The following is a 17,344-nucleotide window of genomic DNA, read 5'->3' as shown; positions in this document are numbered from 1 at the left end:
AAGGAGCTGACCGGACGCAAGGAGCTGACCGGACGCAAGGAGCTGACCGGACGCAAGGAGCTGACAGGACGCAAGGAGCGGCGCGGACGCACGCGGCTCGACGGGCTCAGGCCCGCGCGGCGACCTTCGACAGGTCCTGCACGACCTTCGGCGCCAGCCGTTCCCCCGACTCGAGCACGGCCCGTGCACGTCCGGGCGACAGGTCGCTGAAGATCTCGCCGATGGTCACCCCGTGCTCCGGCCGGTACGTCACCGCGATGGGGTCGCCCGCTGTCACCGATCCGGACTTGACCACGCGGAAGTAGGCGCCGGGTCGGCCCTCGTCGGCGAACCGCTTCACCCACTTGTCGATCCCCATGCGCCTGGCGAAGGTGCCGCACGGGATCCGGGGGATCGTGACCTCGAGTTCCAGGGTGTCGCCGATCCGCCAGCGTTCCCCGGTCACGGCACCGGTGACGTCGATGCCGCTGGTGCGCAGGTTCTCGCCGAACAGGCCGGGCGTGATCTCGCGGTCGAGCAGCTCGGCGAAGTACGCGGCGTCCTCGTCGGCGTAGGCGTACACGGCCTGGTCCAGACCGCCGTGGTACTTGCGGTTCGCCTGCACGTCGGCACGCAGGCCGAGGGGCCGGACGCGGACGCTGCCGGCGACCGGGCGCTTGTCGATCGCGGTGACGCCGATGATGCCGGAGTCCGGCAGCAGGCGGTCGACGCGGCAGACGGCGGTGACGAGCGGCATGGAGCCACTCTGGCGCACGCGGGGCCCGTGCGCCAAGCCGCGCTCGCACCCACCTGACACGTTGGTGCTAGCGGGTGAGCCTCCCTCGGAACTACGGTGAACGAGTTCCGGCCTCCCGCCGACGTGGAGGCAGCGGCCAGCCCGCGTCACGAGTGGAACAGACAACCAGGGAGGCACGAGATGGCGTTCGTCACCACGAGCGATGGGGCAGAGATCTTCTACAAGGACTGGGGGTCGCGCGACGCGCAGCCGATCGTCTTCCACCACGGCTGGCCCCTGTCTTCGGACGACTGGGACGCCCAGATGCTGTTCTTCCTCGGCAAGGGCTACCGCGTGATCGCGCACGACCGTCGCGGGCACGGGCGGTCATCGCAGATCGGCACCGGACACGACATGGACCACTACGCGAGCGACACGGATGCGCTCGTGCAGCACCTGGACCTGCGGAACGCGGTCCACATCGGCCACTCGACCGGCGGTGGCCAGGTCGCGCGGTACGTCGCACAGTACGGCGAGCCCCAGGGCCGGGTCGCCAAGGCGGTCCTGGTGTCCTCGGTGCCGCCGATCATGGTGCAGAGCGACTCGAACCCGGAAGGCACGCCCATCTCGGTGTTCGACGGGTTCCGGAGCGCGCTCGCCGCGAACCGCGCGGAGTTCTTCCAGGCCGTCGCCGAGGGGCCGTTCTACGGCTTCAACCGGCCGGGGGCAGAGGTGTCCGCCCCGGTGGTCGCCAACTGGTGGCGCCAGGGGATGACGGGCAGCGCCCTGGCCCACTACGAGGGCATCAAGGCGTTCTCCGAGACCGACCAGACCGAGGACCTCAAGGCGATCTCGGTCCCGGTCCTCGTGACCCAGGGCGACGACGACCAGGTCGTGCCCTACAAGGCCGCAGCCATCAAGCAGGCTGAGCTGCTGCCCAACGCGACGCTCAAGATCTACGAGGGCTACCCGCACGGGATGCTGACGACCCACGCGGACGTCATCAACCCCGACCTGCTCGCCTTCATCCAGCAGTAGGACCGCCCAGCACACGAAGCGGCCCGGTCAGGGGCGCACACCGGCACCGTCCGGGTGCGTCCCTGACGTCGTGTGTGACGAAACGGGTCCGGCGTCCGTCTCATCGGTGACCACACCACGAGGAGCCGACGTGACCCGCACCGCTGCAGTCCCCAGGAACGCCCCCGCGCACGTGCTCGCCCTGGCGCGTGTCCGCTCGCTGGCCGCCCGACCGGTCGGACCGTTCACGGTCGTGCCGGCGCATCCGCGCACCCAGCCGTTCACCATCCACCACCAGTAGAAGGAACGCGTGCACCACCAGTCCCTCGCCGAGCTCGACGACGCGGTCCTCGCCGGCCGGTCGTCCGACGGCGACGTCCGGGCTTTCGAGGTCCTGATCCGTCGCCACACCCCGCTGCTCCGTGCCTACGCCCGTCGGACCCTCGGTTCCACCGACGAACTCGACGACGTCGTGCAGGAGACCTTCATCACCGCGTGGGACCGCCTCGACTCCCTCGACGACCTCGCCCGCGTGAAGTCGTGGTTGATGCGCATCCTCAGCCGGAAGTGCCTCGACCGCATCCGTGCGCGTCGCATCCACGACGACGTCACCGAGCTCGAGGTCGCCGCACCCGCGGACGACGCACCTGACCGGGTCGCCGAAGCGCGTTCCCGCGAGGACGCGGTGGAACGTGCACTGGCCGAACTGCCCGAAGCCCAACGACGGTGCTGGATCATGAAGGAGGTGCTCGAGTACCGGTACGAGGAGATCGCCGCCGAACTCGACCTGCCACCATCGACGGTCCGGGGACTGCTGTCCCGAGCGAGGAAGAACATGATCCGACTCATGGAGGGATGGCGATGACCGACCACGACGGCATCCGTCCGGACCTGCCCGACAGCTCCGAGGCGCTCGACGCCCTGGAGCCCGGCGACCTCGACGGTCACTCGATCGACGAGCTCACCGACTACCTCGACGCGGGGATGCAGCCGGCCGACCCGAGCATCGACGACTCACCCGCGTGCCAGAACGCCCTCGCGGCGATCATCCGGGTCCGTCACGCGTCGCTCCGATCACTCGAGGTGGCAGCGCGTGAGGAGGCCCCGGCCGACGAGTCGTGGATCAGTGGCGTCCTGGCGAACATCTCGATCGAGGCCCGATCCGGCCGCGACGTGCCGCTCCGCCCTCTGTCCGAGACGGAGCGCCCGGTGATGACCGAGGGCGCCATCCGTTCCCTCATCCGGCGGACCGGCGACGCCGTCACCGGCGTGCTCGTCGCCCGCTGTCAGCTGGAGGGCGACGTCACCGAGCTCGCGTCACCGGTGCGCGTGGTGGTCGAGATCGCGATCGCCCCGGGCCTGTCCATCCCGACGGCCGCCGACCTGGTCCGGACCGCGGTGGGCGAGGCGCTGGCGGAGCAGACCGACCTGCTCGTCGAGGCGATCGACGTGGTCGTCCGCGATCTGCTGCCGGAGCACGACGACGCGACCGGCACCGACCCGGAGGAGGCACGATGACGACCACCGACGAGGCCCTCGCGGCGATCGAGACCGCGGTGACCGAGGTCTCCGGGGTCACCGACCTCTACCGCTCCCGCCCGCTGGTCGCGAGCGCCGTGCAGGCGGTCCGGAGCATCGCCACGAACGCCGGCCCGCTCAGGATCGTCGTCGATGACGAAGGGGTCCTGCGCGTCGTCATCGGCACCGACGGCTTCCGCCCGGCCCCGGAGGTCGCCCGCGCCGTCCACGACGTCGCCCTGGCGACCGCCGCGGCCCACGACCTGGCGCTCAGCCGCGTCGACGTGCGCGTCGCGCGGGTGGGCTGACCGCGACCACACGACGAACGGGAGGCCCGTGGCGGATCCGCCACGGGCCTCCCGTTCGTCTGCTGGTCGCCGTCGCGACCCGCGCCGATCAGTAGAAGTTGCTCGCCTGCGAGTGCGCCCACGCCGCGCACGGGGTGCCGTACGCCGAGCTGATGTACCGCAGACCCCACGTGATCTGGGTGGTGGCGTTGGTGCGCCAGTCCGATCCGACCGTGGCCATCTTCGACCCGGGGAGCGCCTGCGGGATGCCGGTGGCACCGCCGTTGGCGTTGACGGCCTGGTAGTTCCAGCCGGACTCCTTGGTCCACAGGTTGTCCAGGCACTGGAACTGGTCGGCGCCCCAGCCGTACTCGGACGACGCGAGCGAGGTCGCCGTGGCCTTGGCCCCCGCGACGGTGTTGCCGGCGGCGAGCTTCCGGGCGGCCTCGGCTGCCTCGGCGGCGGCCTGCCGGTCGGCGGCGGCCTTCGCGGCGGCGGCTGCCTTCGCGTCGACGTCCCGCTTGTCCTGCGTCGCACTCGCCTCGGCGACGTGCGTGGCGGACGCGACGGTCGTCGAGATCCGGTTCGTCAGCGCCGCACCGGACAGTTCCGGGTAGTCGCTCAGGGCGTCGACCCGCTGCTCGAGCGACGAGGTGTCGACCTTGGCGTTCGCGGTCTGCATGACGGTCTTCGCCGTGGTGATCGTGGCGGCGGCCTGGGCGCGGTCGAGTGCGGTGCCGTGCAGCGCGGGCTGGGCGGTCGCCGAGGCACTCGGGGTGCCGGTCGGCATGCCGAGGGCTTCGCCGATCGCGGGCTGCGTGCCGACGGTCAACGCGCCACCGGCGACGGCGAGGACCGCGGCGCCGCCGGCGATCATCGTCGCCCGGTGTCGCAGGGCACGGCGCATCCGGCGGCTGGGGGTGTTCAGCGCCTCACGTCGGGTCGAGGCGGTGGGGGTGGGGAGCTCAGGGGTGTGTCGCATCGGTTCCGCAGGTCGGCGGCTCGGTGGGGACGGACTCCTGCTCGCACAACGGGTCGTGCGGGCGTGCCGGATGCTGGCGGTGTCGGTGACACCGTCGGCGACGACGGAGGAGTCCTCGAGCCGGTGAGGACCGGACGGTGGTGTGTGGCCCGTCCGTCCGCCGGGTACGCGGCCGTGGGGTGGCCGCGGTCAGGCGGAGCGGTCACTGTGACCGGTCCGACTGGGCAGCGCGTCCAGGAACGCTGGCAGAACGGTCCGTCCACCGCTTGGTAACGGTTCGGTAACGGTCCTGCGCGGGGCTAGAAGGTGTGAGGTTCCTGGGCGTGCTCGCCCTGGGCCACACGCTCGAGTGCGGCCAGGGCTCCGGCGATCGCCTCGACGTCCGGTTCGTCGAGCTCGGCGATGAGCTCGGCCACGATCCCGGTGCGGTTCGCGCGGGCCTGCTCGACCGCCTCGATGCCCTCCGGCGTCGCCGTGACCATGAACGCCCGACCGTCGCGCGGGTCGGCTTCGCGCTGGATGAACCCGCGCTGCTCGAGTTCGGTCAGGATGCGGGTCATCGTGGGCTTCGTGACCACCTCGATCCGCGACAGGTCGCCGGGGCGCAGCGGTCCGTGCCGCTGGATCGACGCGAGCGCGGAGACGATGCCGTACCCGAGCGAGGCCGAGTCGGTGCGGGCCCGTCGGTTGATCCGACCGACCGCTGCGGCCAGGCGTGCGGCGACCTCGGTACGGTCCGTCGGGCGGGGGTTCATGTGCTGCTCCGGGTGCCTGGTTCAGGTGGTCGCCAGCGATGCTATCGGTCCGTGCGGCCCCGGGACTGGGAGTGCCGGGCGCGTGGCCGGCGCTCCGGCCGGGAGGCCCGTGGAGCGCCGAGCGCCCGCCTCGCGTCGGCGAGACGGGCGGTTCCTGTACGCGGATACAGGTGGACTCAGCGCTTCTCGCCCGGCAGCTGGTGGATCGCCTCGGTCGCGAGCTCGGCCGCGACGTTGTCGCCCGACTCGGTGGCCGCGCGCAGGCGTCGGAAGTCCTCGGTCATCCGGTCCCAGTCGACCAGTTCGTCGAGGTTCGGCAGCCGCAACCGGAACGCCAAGCCGTCCATCGTGTCGCGGCAGACGCGCTGCAGGTTCTCGTTGCCGCACTCGGCGACGTACAGGGCGAAGACGTCGAGGGCGTCGTGGTTGACGGCGGCGACCTCGTGCGCCTCGAGCTCGGTGATCGTCTTGTCGAGCTGGGCCAGGATCTTCTTCCGGCTCGCTGTGCCGAGGCGCGGGACCGCGAGCCGGACCACACCGCCGAACAGCACGCCGAGGGTCTGCATCGCCTCGATGACCTCGGCGGGGTCCGGCGTGGTGACGCGGGTGTACCGGTTCGGGGCCATCTCGATCAGGCCGGCGCGGGACAGCTGGCTCAGGGCCTCACGGATGGGCGTGCGGGAGACGCCGAGCCACGAGATGAGCTCGTCGTCGTTCAGTCGTTCCCCGGGGAGCAGGGTGCCGTCCATGATCGCGTCGTGGATCTTGTGTCGGACGGTGTCACGGAGCAGCTGGTGCTCGGTCGGGGCGCTGCGGGGGACCGGCATGCGTTCTCCTTCGGGGGTGGCGGCGTCGGGGCGCCGGGCGAACGGGCACGGTCGACATCGCACGTGCTCGCATCACCGTACCTGATATGACAACGGCGTTGCGATCGGTTCAGCGCGTGTCAGTACCGGGGTGTCAGGTGCCGGTTCGGGCGGGTCCTCGATCGACGAGCAGGCGGATCGTGGCCGGGTCCTCGGCGGCGTCGTACCAGCGGTCCAGCACGGCGACGAACGGGCCCGGATCGGCGGCGATCCGGGCGAAGAGCGTCATCGACGACCGGAGCTTCACCGCGTCGACTTGCGGCCGCGGTGGAGCTCGTCGAGTGCGACGTCGTGCACCCCCTGCTGGGCGCGGACGAAGCGGTCGAGGTCGAACGGGTCGTCGGTCACCGGACGACCCCGCCCCAGCCGTACCGGACCGTCGTGCCGTCGACCACGAGCAGGGAGTCCGGCGCCCGGTCGAACAGCCCGGGCATCCCGACCGCGTCGGGCAGGTCGCCCTCGAGCCGGTCGAGCGTGGCCGCACGGGTGGTGAGCACCGGGTGCTGCCGCTGCCAGAACAACGTCTGCGCCAGGTACCGCGCGTGGATGCCGGCCCGGGTCGTGAGCTCCGCGGCCAGCGGCGTGTCGACGACCTCGCCCGCGGTCACCCGCACCGACGCCGCGTGCTTCGGCTTGGCCGCCCCCGTCGGGCGTTCCTGCCGGAGCGACCGCGCCCACCGCACCGGGTGCAGTGCGCGGGTCGGGTGCCGGACGGAGCGGTGCGTGATCGCGTCACCCCGGCGCCGGGAGCGTGCGTGCGCGAACGTGTACGGCACGCCGAGCAGCGCGTGCGCCGCCACGATGGCGGGCACGTTCGCGGTGTCGACCGTGCGGTAGGTCACCCCGCGCCGTCCCTGGTCGTCGACCGTCAGGACCTCGATCGTGACCTCGGTCATGGTGCCGAGCCGCCCGGCGGACGGGAACGGCGGGACCCGGGTCTCACGGAACACGTACGCCGACAGTCCCACCCAGGCGCTGCCGTCGACGACGTCCGGGCGGGTGCCACGCGGCACGAGCCGCCGCAGCGACGCCGGGTCGTGCCGCCAGTGCGCGAAGACGATGTCCTCCCACGCGTGCTGGGTGACCGGGCGGTGCAGCAACGGCACCGCCGCGCGGGTCCACGACGGCTGGGTCACGGCTTCGGCGCGTGCCGACCGACCCGGATGCTCCAGAGGACCAGCGGCAGCTGCAGGGGGAGCCGCAGGACCCCGACCAGCCGCATCGCCCGGCTCGAGGTGGGGTGCTCGAGCAGGTCGTTCGCCATCTTCAGGTTCGCCGGGAACACCGCCGCGAACAGTGCCGCCGCAGCCCAGCCCGAAGCGCGGCGGGTCGCGGGGAACGCGAGCCCCGCGGCGATCCCGAGCTCGGCCACGCCGGAGGCCAGCGTGGTCAGCCGCGGCGGCAGGGCCTCCGGCACGATCCGGTCGAAGTGGGTGGGGCGCAGGAAGTGCATGGCACCCGCCCCGCCGAGGGCCACTGCCAGGATGGTGGCAGTGCGGTTGGCACGTCGGATCCGCTCACGTCGTCGCATGTGCCCATCGTGCCCGCTCGTCCTCGGAAGCAGCCGGAGGCGCGGCTCAGTTCAGTGCGGACGCACGGCAGTGCGTGTTCACGTCAGTGCGGTCGCGACGAGGTCGAGGACCGCCGTCGCCACCTCGGCCTTCGTGCCGGAGGTCTCGCGGACGACCTGGCCACCGGGGACCAGGACCTCGATCGCGTTCTCCTCGCGCTCGAAGCCGGCCGACCAGCCGACGTGGTTCACGACGAGCAGGTCCGCGGGCTTCCGGCCGATCTTGGCGCGCCCGAGTTCGACCCGGGCATCGCGGTCGGGTTCGGTCTCGGCGGCGAACCCGACGATGACCTGCCCGGTCCGCCGTGCTGCGACGAGGTCGGCGAGCACGTCCGGGTTCCGCACCAGCTCGAGCGTCATGCGCTCGCCCTGCGCGTCCTTCTTGAGCTTCTCGGAGTGCACCTCGGCCGGTCGGTAGTCGGCGACCGCTGCGGTCATCACGACGACGTCGGCCTCGGCGGCGGCCGCGTGCACGGCGTCGGCGAGTTCGAGCGCGGACCCCACGGGCACCACGGTCGCGTCCAGTCCGGCGGTCAGCGAGCCGTCCACGTTCGCGGCGACGAGGGTCACGGACGCGCCACGACGGACGGCGTCGGCGGCGATCGCGATGCCCTGGCGGCCGCTGGAGCGGTTGCCGACGAACCGCACCGGGTCGAAGGGCTCGCGGGTGCCGCCGGCGCTGACGACGACGCGGACACCGGCCAGGTCCCCCTGTTCACCGCGGGCCCCGGTTCCCGCGCCCATGCTGGTCCCCCCACCGCGGCGGCCGGCCGGGGCGGGGTGCTCGTCGAGCACCGCGAGTGCCGCGACGACGATGTCCTCGGGCTCCGCCATCCGTCCGATGCCCGCGTCGTCGCCGGTGAGCGCGCCGACGACCGGTCCGACCAGGTGGACGCCGCGGTCACGCAGCGTGGCGACGTTCGCCCGGGTCGCGGGGTGCTCCCACATCTGCGGGTGCATCGCGGGGGCGACGACGACGGGTGCCTCGGTCGCGAGCAGCGTCGTACCGAGCAGGTCGCTCGCCAGGCCGTTCGCCATCCGGGCCAGCGAGTCCGCGGTGGCGGGGGCGATGACGACCAGGTCCGCCCGGCGACCGAGCGCGACGTGGCGCACCTCGGCGACGTCGTCCCACACGCTCGTGGTGACGGGGTTGCGGCTGAGGGCCTCGAGCGTGGGCAGACCGACGAAGCGCAGCGCGCCCTCGGTCGGGACGACGTGCACGTCGTGGCCACGCTTGACCAGGTCGCGGACGACCCCCACGGCCTTGTAGGCGGCGATGCCCCCGGTGATCCCCACGATGACGGTCAGGGCGCGCTCTGCTGCTGCGTTCACCTGGCTCACGCTACCGGGGCCACGTGCGAGGATCGACGGCATGTGCACCGTCGTCGTCCGCGTCGACCCCGGGTCCGCGTGGCCCGTCACCGTCCTGGCCCTGCGGGACGAGTCGCCCGAACGCCCGTGGGACCCGCCCGCCGCGTGGTGGCCGGACCGCGACCCCGAGGTCCGCGGTGTCCGTGACCGTTCCGCCGGTGGAGCCTGGCTCGCTGCGTCCGACCGTGCCGGACTGGCCGTGGTGCTCAACCGCGCCGAACCCGTCGCGAGCGCCGACGGGACGTGGACGACCCGCGGGGTGGTGCCGGTGGACGCCGTCGCCGACGACCTGCTGCCCGGACACGACGGCACGCTGCCGACCACCCGGGCCTTCAACCTGGTGCGCGCCACGGCCGAGGGCGCCTCGGTGCTGACCTGGGACGGCGATCAGGTCCGCACCACCGAGCTCGGTCCCGGCGTCCACATGGTCACCCACGGTGCGGCGGACGACCCCGCGGCACCGCGCATCGGTCGGTGGCTCGAGGCCTTCCGCTCGGTCGACGCGCCGACCGTCCCGCCGGTGCTCGGCCCCTTCGACGAACTCCGCACCGTGGACGCCGGTGCCGACGCCGGGGACGGGTGGAGTGGTTGGTTCGGCGTGCTTGCGGAGTCCGCAGCGCTGCCGAGCGACCACCCCGACGCGATCCTCCGCGACGTGCACGAGACCGAGGGGCACATGACGACGCTGTCGATCGTCGCGGCAGCGATAGCTCCGGGCCGCACCGTCCTGCAGCACGCCCGGCTGACCGAACCCGGTCGGCTGGACGGGTCGGTGGAGCTGCACCGCGCCTGACGCGCTCGACGTGCCGGATCCGACCCGGGCCTCCCGGCTGCGCCCCGCGCCCGTCGCGAGACGCCGGCGTCTCGCCGAGACGCCTCCGGATTCGGCGGCGTCTCGTGCGTTCCGGGGCGTCTCGGGATGACGCCGGCGTGCAGCGTGCGCTCCCCACCACCGGACGGGAGGCCCGTGGTGGCGCGACCACGGGCCTCCCGTCCGTCTGTCCCTGCGTTCTGGAGCGCGCGAGACGCCGGTGTGCCTGTCAGGCGCCGCCAGGTCCACGAGACGCCTCCGGATTCGGCGGCGTCTCGTGGAGCTGGAGGCGTCCTGGGGAGACGACGGCGTCTCGGCTAGAGCGGCGGGCGCGTCCCCGTGAGGTCCTCGGCGACCGCCCAGAGCGAGCGGGCGAGGTCGGCGCTCCGCGCAGAGCCCGGGATCGACACGGTGGTGGTCGGACCGGTCATGCCGAACGGACCGGAGGGCCCGTAGTACGCGCCACCCACGGCGTTCGGGCCGACCGCCGCGTAGAGCAGCGGTTCGGTGCCCTGCTCGACGGCCTGGGTGAAGGGCAGCGCGCGGTTGCTCGACCGCACCGGCTTCGACCGACCGAGCGAGCGCCCGGCGGCCTGCAGGTTCGTCCGGGTGTAGCCGGGGTGGGCGGCGGTGCTGACCAGGGGCACGTCGGCCTCGACCGTCAGGCGGTGCAGGTGCAGCGCGAGGAGCAGGTCGGCGAGCTTCGACTGCGCGTAGGCACGCCAGCCGTTGTAGCCGCGCTCCCACTGCAGGTCGGCGAAGCGGATCCGGCCGGGGATCGCGGCGAGGCTCGACATCGTCACGACACGGGGTGCCTCGGCCAGGGGTGCACCGGTCCGGGCTGCCCCGGCGCGGAGCAGCGACGGCAGCAGCAGGTTCGTCAGGGCGAACGGGCCGAGGAAGTTCGTGCCGAACTGCAGCTCGAAACCGTCGACGGTCTCGAAGCGCTCCGGCGGGGCCATCACGCCGGCGTTGTTGACCAGGACGTCGATCGGACGTTCCTCGTCCACGATGCCGCTCGCGAAGCGGCGGACGCTGGCCAGGTCGGCGAGGTCGAGTTCGCGGACCTCCACGTCGGCGCCGGGGTGGGCGGCGCGGATGCCGGAGGCGGCGGACTCGCCCTTCTCGGTGCTGCGGACGGCGAGCACGACGCTGGCGCCGGCTCCGGCGAGGCGCAGGGCGGCCTCTCGTCCGGTGCCGCTGTTGGATCCGGTGACGACGATGCGGCGTCCGGTCTGGTCGGGGAGGTTCGGCATGCGGGTGACCGTACTCGTCCGGGCTGGCCGACCCCGGCCGGGCCTGTGCAGGACCGGTCGCCGACCCCGGCCTGGGCCGTGCCGGACCGGCCGCCCACCCCGTGCGCGCTGGGGCGCATCGTGCTACATTGATGCAAACGCATGGAAATGCGATCAGGAGGACACCATGAGCAACGCATTCGGCACCGACCGTCCGTCGGACGTCCCGCCGCCCGCACCCGATCGGGTCGGGCCCCTGCAGCTCGGCCTCGACACCTTCGGCGACGTCACCGAACGCGCCGACGGCAGCCTGCAGTCCGACGCGCAGAGCATCCGCGACGTCGTCGACCAGGCCGTCCTCGCCGACCAGGTCGGCGTCGACTTCATCGGCGTCGGGGAGCACCACCGCGCCGACTTCGTCGTCAGCGCCCCCGAGGTCGTCCTCGCCGCCATCGCCGCCCGCACCGAGCGCATCCGCATCGGCTCGGCCGTCACGGTGCTGTCCTCCGACGACCCAGTCCGCGTGTACGAGCGCTTCGCCACCGTGGACGCGCTGTCGAACGGCCGCGCCGAGGTCATCCTGGGTCGCGGCTCCTTCACCGAGTCGTTCCCCCTGTTCGGCTACGAGCTGAGCGACTACGAGGTCCTGTTCGAGGAGAAGCTCCAGCTCTGGGCGGCCCTGCGCGGCGGCGACGCCGTCACCTGGTCCGGCACCAAGCGCGCGGGCCTGGTCGACCAGGACGTCTTCCCGAAGCTCGAGCACGGCGCCATCCCGACCTGGATCGGTGTCGGCGGGTCCCCGCAGTCGGTCATCCGTGCCGCGTCCTACGGGATGCCGCTCTTCCTCGCCATCATCGGCGGGCAGCCGGCACAGTTCGCCCCCTTCTCGCGCCTGTACCGCCAGGCCCTCGCGCAGCTCGACCTGCCGCAGCAGCCCATCGCGATGCACTCGCCGGGCTTCGTGGCGGCCACCGACGAAGAGGCCGCCGAGCGGTACTGGCCTTACCACAAGGCCGTCACCGACCAGCTCGGCCGGGAGCGCGGCTGGCCGCCCCTCGACGTCGCCGGGTACCGGGCGAGCCTGTCGGCCGGCGGGTCGCTCTACGTCGGCTCGCCGGAGACCGTCGCCCGCAAGGTCGCACGCAACATGCGGATCCTCGGTGCCTCGCGCTTCGACATGCGGTACGCGACGGGTCGCCTGCCGCACGCCGACATGATGCGGTCGATCGAGCTCTACGGCTCCGAGGTCGCGCCCCGCGTGCGCGAGCTGCTGGCGCAGCCCGTCCCCGTCGCCTGACGGACGCGGTCCCGGTCCCGGTCCGGGTCCGCAAGACACCGGTGTTCGCACTCCGCACCACCCTTCGCGGGTGTTCGGAGCGTGAGCACCGGTGTCGTGCGTTCGGGTCCCGGCGGGCAGCGCTGCGCGCGGGCGACGGCCGGGAGGCCCGGGGCGGCCACCGAGATCGGCTCACGGGGGCCGCGGGTACGGTCCAGGGCATGTCGTCACACCCCGACCACGCCTCCGGTCCCGTTCCTGGTCACGCCTCCGACTCCGTCGTCGAGCGCCGGTTCCGCGGCCGGATCATGGGCGTCGGCACGACCTCGGGCGTCCGCATCGTCGTCGGCATGTGGGACCGCTCGCCGTTCGGGCCGTTCACGGACGTGTTCCTCGAGCTCCCCGACGGCACCAGCGTGCTGCTCGCCCCGGACGAGATCGTCGCCGCGTACGTCTCCGGCACCTACCGCTTCGACACGGTGTCGGTCGTCGACGTCCACGCCCGCCGCACCGCCCGCGGCCTCGAGCTGAGCGCCGGTGCGCTGGAGGCCTCGATCGACGTCGGCGGGATCTCGCCGCTCGGCCGGATCCTGCGCATCGTGCCGAAGCCGATCGCCCGAGACCCGCGCTGGCTCGCTGCGATCGACCCCGTGGCGCGCCTGCTCGCGCCGGGCTCCGGCACCGCGGGCTCGGCGGGCAACGGCCGTCGCGAGTACTACGGCGTGACCGGGGCGCACGACGTCACCGGTGTGCGCGGCACCTGGGCGGGGGAGTCCCTGGGGGACCTTGCGCCGCTCGACCCGCCCGTGGCGTTCGGCTTCGCCTCGATGCCGAGGATCCCGCAGGTCGTCGACGTCGAGACCACCATCCGCGAACCCGTCTGAGCCTGCTTCGTCGCCACGCGCTCGTGGTGCGTGTGCATGTTCCGACGATGCACGCGTCGAACGACTCGTGTCCGATCGCTTGATGCACACGCATCCGGTGCGTGTGCATGCAACGACGTTCCACCTGTCGATCGACTCGTGTGGTGTCGCATCCTGCACACGCATGTGCGGCCCGACGGCCGGGATCTGTCGGGGCGGGGGCGGCGAGGCGGAGGTGCGCCGGGCCTCCAGGCCGACCTCGACCGGACCACCTCGACGCGCGGGGCTGACGCGTCCAGCGCCGGAGGGGCACACTGGTCGGAACGGTACGGCCCCGTGAACCGACGGTCGCACGTCGGGCGGATCGGGGCGCATGACGCAAAGGAGCACCATGACCGACACACAGACTGAGCAGCGCGCCGCCATCTCGGACATCGTCCACGGCGCCCACACGGCACTGCTCACCACGGTGAGCGAGGACGGGAACCTGCACGCCAGGCCCCTCGCGGTGCAGGACAAGACGTTCCACGGGACCCTGCGGTTCCTGGTGCAGGACGGCAGCGAGAAGGTCGAGGACATCGCGCGGAACCCGCACGTCAACGTCTCGATCGAGTCGCAGGGCGGGTACCTGTCCATCGCCGGGACCGCGACCGTGACCCAGGACGACTCTGTCGTCGACGAGCTGTGGTCTCCGTTCGCCGAGGCGTGGTTCCCGGAGGGGCGTCAGGACCCGACGATCCGGCTCCTGACGGTCGAGGGGGTCTCGGTCGAGTACTGGACCCAGGACACCGGGCCGGTCGGAAGCCTGGTGCAGATGTTCAAGGCGGCACTCGGCAAGCAGAGCCAGCCGGACACGGGCGACCACGGGACGCTCGAGCTCTGAGGCTCTGACGGCGTGGTGGGGCCGGCCCGGTGCGGGGCGGTGCTGTGGCGCCGGCTTGGTGCGCTGACGCCGTCGTGTTGCTGTGGCGCCGCCTCGCGCGCATGACGCCGCCGGATTCGGGGGCGTCATGCGCACGTGGCGGCGTCGTGACGAGACGACGGCGTCCTGCCGCGACGAGACGACGGCGTCGCGCGGAGACCAGCCCGGTCTGCGCGTCAGCTGCTCACGGCGGGCCGAGCAACCAGAGCACCGCGACCAGCACCGGCTGCCCCGCCAACGCCGCGGACACGAGCGTCCACCGCATCCAGGGCTTCGCGACCAGCTCGGGCGACCCGAACAGCGGCGCGAGCGGCATGAGCAGCCGCGGGGTCGAGGCCATCGGCAACGACACCGCGAAGACGTACAGCGCGTACCCGGCCGAGTACAGCACCGTCGTGGGTCCGAGCCGGCGCGTCGACTTCCGGAGCAGCCAGATCGGGTACGCGACGAGCAGGAACACCACGATCAGGATCCCGCCCACGCCGAGCCAGCGGCCCGCGATGAGGAACCACGGCGTCAGCGGCACGAAGTCCACCCGGCCGATGAAGTTCACCCACCAGGACATCTCCGTCTCCAGGTACGCGTTCGGCGTCCCGGTGACGTGCGAGGCGATCACCGGCCAGGCGAGTCCGGCGGCGACCATGGTCAGGCCGGCGGCGACGACCCCGACCTGCTCGCGGAGCGGGAAGCCCTCGAACACGCGGCCGGTCTCCCGCCGCGCCCGGACCCACCGGACGAGCGCGACGACGCCGAGCACGAGCGGGATCGCCAGGGCACCCGGGCGGGTGAACGCCGCGGCGACCCCGAGGGCGGTCAGGAGGGCGTACCGCCGACGTTCCAGCGCGAGCAGCGCCCCGAACGACAGCACGAGGAACATGCTCTCCGCGTACCCGACCTGCAGCAGGAACGACAACGGACCGCAGCTGAAGAAGAAGACCGCCCACATCGCCGCTGCGTGCCCCGCCCGGTCCAGCACCAGCCGGTGCAGCAAGAAGGTGGCGAGCAGGCCTGCGACGATCGCGACCAGCGGCGCGCCGAGGTCGAAGGGCACCCCGGTCGAGGCCGTCAGCGCTCGGATGGTGAAGGGGAACGCCGGCAGGAAGGCCCAGGCGTTCTGGGCGACGTTGCCGGCAGCGTCGAGGGGCAGGGCATCCGGGTAGCCGTGCAGCGAGATCTGCTCGTAGTACTGCCCGTCCCAGGCGACCAGGAACGCGCCGAACCCGTGTTCGTTGCCCCAGATCGCGTTGTCCGGCAGGGCACGACCGATGAGCGGGTACGCGAGCGCGAGCCACAGTGTGGACAGCACCCGGCCGCCGGTCCAGACGAGCAGGACCGCCGCCCACGCGGGCAGCGACGTCACGGTGTCGAAGGCACGCCGTCGGCCGGCGGACCACCGTCCGGCGAGCACGCCGGCACTGTCGGTGCGGCTCACGCGCGAGTTCCTCGGCGTTCGGGTGGTCGGGTCGGCACCCGGCCAGGGTAGTCGGCCCGAGCGTGAGGATCGCCCCGAACCACCCCTGGAGGCCCGACCTGCGTCGTGCAACCCACCTCGCGCCCGGTGGACGGCCGGTGCCGAGTGCGGTGGGTGGCCCGTTCCGCGCGCCGTCCCGACGCTCGGTTCCGCGTGGGGACGGGCGACGTCGTGACGGCAGGGACGTCCGCGGGCATAGTCTCGATGGGCGATGACGACGACGGCGACGACACCCAGACGACGGACGGGCAGCACTGCGGTCGCCGTGCTGGTGGCCGGGGCCTACTTCATGGAGCTGCTGGACGGCACGATCCTGGCGACCGCCGCGCCGGCGATGGGGCGTGACCTCGGGGTCGACTCCGCCGCGGTCGGTGTCGCGATCACCGCCTACCTCGTCACCCTCGCGGTGTTCATCCCGGTGTCCGGCTGGCTCACCGACCGGATCGGCTCGCGGACCGTCTTCGCCGGGGCCATCGCGCTGTTCACGATCGCGTCCGCACTGTGCGCGCTGTCGACCGGGCTGGTGGAGCTGACGCTGTGGCGCATCCTGCAGGGCCTCGGCGGAGCGCTCATGGTGCCCGTCGGCCGGCTCGTCGTGCTCCGGAGCGCCGGGCGCGAACAACTCGTCACCGCCATCGCCATCCTGACCTGGCCGGCCCTCGCCGCCCCGATCATCGCGCCGTTCATCGGCGGCGTGCTCGTCGAGACGCTGTCGTGGCACTGGATCTTCCTCATCAACATCCCGCTCGGCGTCATCGCGTTCGTCGCCGCCCTGGTGCTCGTCCCGCAGGAGCGTGCGGCGCAGCGGGTGCCGTTCGACTGGTTCGGGTCGCTGCTCGCCTGCGTCGGGCTCGGCTCGCTCGTCGTGATGGCGTCCCTGCTCGCACTCGACGTCATCCCGGTCCTGGCCGTCGTCGTGTCCGGTGTCGTCGGAGCCGTCTGCTGCTGGTTCGCGATCCGGCACTTCCGTCGGGCGCCGCACCCGATCATGGGGCTCGACGCGTTCCGGCTCGAGACGTTCCGGGTGTCGCACGCCGGCGGCAGCCTGTTCCGTCTGGCGGTGTCCGCGGTGCCGTTCGTGCTCCCGCTGCTGTTCCAGGACGCCTGGGGCTGGAGCGCCGTGCTCGCCGGGTCAGCAGTGCTCTGGGTGTTCGTCGGCAACCTCGGCATCAAGCCGATGACGACCCCGTTCCTGCGCTGGTGGGGCTACCGCCCGGTCATCATCGTGTCGTCGGCCATCGCCGCGCTGACCGTGGTCGCGATGGCGTTCATGACCGAGGACACCCCGTTCTGGCTGCTCGCCGTGCTGCTCGTCGTCAGCGGTGCTGCCCGCTCCGTCGGCTTCACGGCCTACAACACCATCGCCTTCGCCGACGTCGAGCAAGCAGACATGACCCCGGCGAACACGCTGTCGTCGACCCTGCAGCAGACCGCCGCGGGCTTCGGGGTCGCCGTCGCCGCGGTGGTCATCCGCGCGGCCTCGGGGCTCGGGGGTGACGGACCGTACACGGTGGCCTTCTGGGTCATCGCCGCCCTGCTCGTGGTCGCCTGCGTCGAGGGCATCCTGATGAGTCGCTCAGCGGGCGACACCGTCCGTCCGGTCGGCCGTGTCCGCGCCTGATCCCGCCGCTGTCCGTTTCCGTCACGGTCACACGGACGAAACCCGGCAGGCGTTACAGTCTCAG

The 17,344-nt window shown here is 72.5% G+C and carries 21 protein-coding genes; 10 read left to right on the top strand and 11 right to left on the bottom strand.

Annotation, left to right across the window (positions count from 1 at the left end):
- Nucleotides 1-106: 106 nt before the first annotated feature.
- The gene (locus BOSE127_RS07990) at nucleotides 107-736 is read right to left on the bottom strand and encodes an MOSC domain-containing protein (protein ID WP_042538266.1); all 630 of its coding nucleotides are present in this window, start codon (nucleotides 734-736) and stop codon (nucleotides 107-109) included.
- 180 nt (nucleotides 737-916) lie between these two features.
- Between BOSE127_RS07990 and BOSE127_RS07985 the strand changes: the two genes are divergently transcribed.
- The 5 genes from BOSE127_RS07985 (at nucleotide 917) to BOSE127_RS07965 (ending at nucleotide 3,558) form a co-directional block, all read left to right on the top strand.
- The gene (locus BOSE127_RS07985; protein ID WP_159556824.1) at nucleotides 917-1,753 is read left to right on the top strand and encodes an alpha/beta fold hydrolase; all 837 of its coding nucleotides are present in this window, start codon (nucleotides 917-919) and stop codon (nucleotides 1,751-1,753) included.
- Between the two features lie 130 nt (nucleotides 1,754-1,883).
- The gene (locus BOSE127_RS07980; RefSeq protein ID WP_156155306.1) at nucleotides 1,884-2,033 is read left to right on the top strand and encodes a hypothetical protein; all 150 of its coding nucleotides are present in this window, start codon (nucleotides 1,884-1,886) and stop codon (nucleotides 2,031-2,033) included.
- Nucleotides 2,034-2,042: 9 nt separating this feature from the next.
- Nucleotides 2,043-2,597, top strand: coding sequence for an RNA polymerase sigma factor (locus BOSE127_RS07975; protein WP_017888505.1), 555 nt, complete (start codon nucleotides 2,043-2,045; stop codon nucleotides 2,595-2,597).
- Complete coding sequence (locus BOSE127_RS07970; RefSeq protein ID WP_139179820.1) at nucleotides 2,594-3,250, top strand: hypothetical protein; 657 nt, start codon at nucleotides 2,594-2,596, stop codon at nucleotides 3,248-3,250. Before BOSE127_RS07975 ends, BOSE127_RS07970 begins: the two co-directional genes overlap by 4 nt.
- Complete coding sequence (locus BOSE127_RS07965) at nucleotides 3,247-3,558, top strand: hypothetical protein (RefSeq protein ID WP_017888507.1); 312 nt, start codon at nucleotides 3,247-3,249, stop codon at nucleotides 3,556-3,558. Before BOSE127_RS07970 ends, BOSE127_RS07965 begins: the two co-directional genes overlap by 4 nt.
- A gap of 88 nt (nucleotides 3,559-3,646) precedes the next feature.
- Here BOSE127_RS07965 and BOSE127_RS07960 read toward each other — a convergent pair whose 3' ends face one another.
- The 8 genes from BOSE127_RS07960 to BOSE127_RS07925 form a co-directional block, all read right to left on the bottom strand.
- Nucleotides 3,647-4,519, bottom strand: coding sequence for a hypothetical protein (locus BOSE127_RS07960; RefSeq protein ID WP_139179821.1), 873 nt, complete (start codon nucleotides 4,517-4,519; stop codon nucleotides 3,647-3,649).
- Nucleotides 4,520-4,818: 299 nt separating this feature from the next.
- A complete protein-coding gene (locus BOSE127_RS07955) occupies nucleotides 4,819-5,274 on the bottom strand; it encodes a MarR family winged helix-turn-helix transcriptional regulator (protein WP_017888509.1) in 456 nt (151 codons plus the stop codon).
- A 176-nt stretch (nucleotides 5,275-5,450) separates the two neighbouring features.
- Entirely contained in the window at nucleotides 5,451-6,101 is a 651-nt protein-coding gene (locus BOSE127_RS07950) for a GntR family transcriptional regulator (RefSeq protein WP_017888510.1), read from the bottom strand.
- 133 nt (nucleotides 6,102-6,234) lie between these two features.
- Entirely contained in the window at nucleotides 6,235-6,387 is a 153-nt protein-coding gene (locus tag BOSE127_RS07945; RefSeq protein WP_236559518.1) for a DUF1810 family protein, read from the bottom strand.
- Nucleotides 6,384-6,488: a DUF1810 family protein gene (locus BOSE127_RS07940; protein ID WP_193558931.1), complete on the bottom strand. Its 105-nt coding sequence runs from the start codon at nucleotides 6,486-6,488 to the stop codon at nucleotides 6,384-6,386. Before BOSE127_RS07940 ends, BOSE127_RS07945 begins: the two co-directional genes overlap by 4 nt.
- Nucleotides 6,485-7,276, bottom strand: a complete 792-nt coding sequence (locus BOSE127_RS07935; RefSeq protein WP_159556822.1) for a YqjF family protein — start codon at nucleotides 7,274-7,276, stop codon at nucleotides 6,485-6,487. The genes BOSE127_RS07940 and BOSE127_RS07935 overlap by 4 nt, the downstream gene beginning before the upstream one ends.
- Entirely contained in the window at nucleotides 7,273-7,671 is a 399-nt protein-coding gene (locus BOSE127_RS07930; RefSeq protein WP_017888514.1) for a DoxX family protein, read from the bottom strand. Before BOSE127_RS07930 ends, BOSE127_RS07935 begins: the two co-directional genes overlap by 4 nt.
- A gap of 78 nt (nucleotides 7,672-7,749) precedes the next feature.
- A complete protein-coding gene (locus BOSE127_RS07925) occupies nucleotides 7,750-9,018 on the bottom strand; it encodes a bifunctional phosphopantothenoylcysteine decarboxylase/phosphopantothenate synthase (protein ID WP_159558119.1) in 1,269 nt (422 codons plus the stop codon).
- 64 nt (nucleotides 9,019-9,082) lie between these two features.
- On the opposite strand from BOSE127_RS07925, the gene BOSE127_RS07920 reads away from it, so the two are divergent.
- Complete coding sequence (locus tag BOSE127_RS07920; protein WP_159556820.1) at nucleotides 9,083-9,874, top strand: NRDE family protein; 792 nt, start codon at nucleotides 9,083-9,085, stop codon at nucleotides 9,872-9,874.
- 335 nt (nucleotides 9,875-10,209) lie between these two features.
- Here the strand turns inward: BOSE127_RS07920 and BOSE127_RS07915 are convergent, their stop codons facing one another.
- A complete protein-coding gene (locus tag BOSE127_RS07915; protein ID WP_159556818.1) occupies nucleotides 10,210-11,148 on the bottom strand; it encodes an SDR family oxidoreductase in 939 nt (312 codons plus the stop codon).
- Nucleotides 11,149-11,314: 166 nt separating this feature from the next.
- Here BOSE127_RS07915 and BOSE127_RS07910 point away from each other — a divergent pair, with 166 nt between their 5' ends.
- The 3 genes from BOSE127_RS07910 (at nucleotide 11,315) to BOSE127_RS07900 (ending at nucleotide 14,149) form a co-directional block, all read left to right on the top strand.
- Nucleotides 11,315-12,424, top strand: coding sequence for an LLM class flavin-dependent oxidoreductase (locus BOSE127_RS07910; protein WP_017888518.1), 1,110 nt, complete (start codon nucleotides 11,315-11,317; stop codon nucleotides 12,422-12,424).
- Between the two features lie 200 nt (nucleotides 12,425-12,624).
- Entirely contained in the window at nucleotides 12,625-13,287 is a 663-nt protein-coding gene (locus BOSE127_RS07905; RefSeq protein WP_159556816.1) for a hypothetical protein, read from the top strand.
- Nucleotides 13,288-13,657: 370 nt separating this feature from the next.
- The gene (locus tag BOSE127_RS07900) at nucleotides 13,658-14,149 is read left to right on the top strand and encodes a pyridoxamine 5'-phosphate oxidase family protein (RefSeq protein ID WP_017888520.1); all 492 of its coding nucleotides are present in this window, start codon (nucleotides 13,658-13,660) and stop codon (nucleotides 14,147-14,149) included.
- A gap of 223 nt (nucleotides 14,150-14,372) precedes the next feature.
- On the opposite strand, the gene BOSE127_RS07895 is transcribed toward BOSE127_RS07900, so the two are convergent.
- A complete protein-coding gene (locus tag BOSE127_RS07895; protein ID WP_159556814.1) occupies nucleotides 14,373-15,620 on the bottom strand; it encodes a mannosyltransferase family protein in 1,248 nt (415 codons plus the stop codon).
- 250 nt (nucleotides 15,621-15,870) lie between these two features.
- Here BOSE127_RS07895 and BOSE127_RS07890 point away from each other — a divergent pair, with 250 nt between their 5' ends.
- Nucleotides 15,871-17,280 carry an MFS transporter gene (locus tag BOSE127_RS07890; RefSeq protein ID WP_159556812.1) on the top strand — a complete coding sequence of 470 codons (1,410 nt, stop codon included), beginning with the start codon at nucleotides 15,871-15,873 and terminating at the stop codon, nucleotides 17,278-17,280.
- The last annotated feature ends 64 nt before the right edge of the window (nucleotides 17,281-17,344 follow it).

It is taken from the genome of Curtobacterium sp. 8I-2 (genome assembly GCF_902506155.1).
In the GTDB taxonomy this organism is placed as follows: domain Bacteria; phylum Actinomycetota; class Actinomycetes; order Actinomycetales; family Microbacteriaceae; genus Curtobacterium; species Curtobacterium poinsettiae.
Note: the sequence above shows the minus strand (reverse complement) of the source record. Positions and strands in the feature narration are given on the sequence as shown.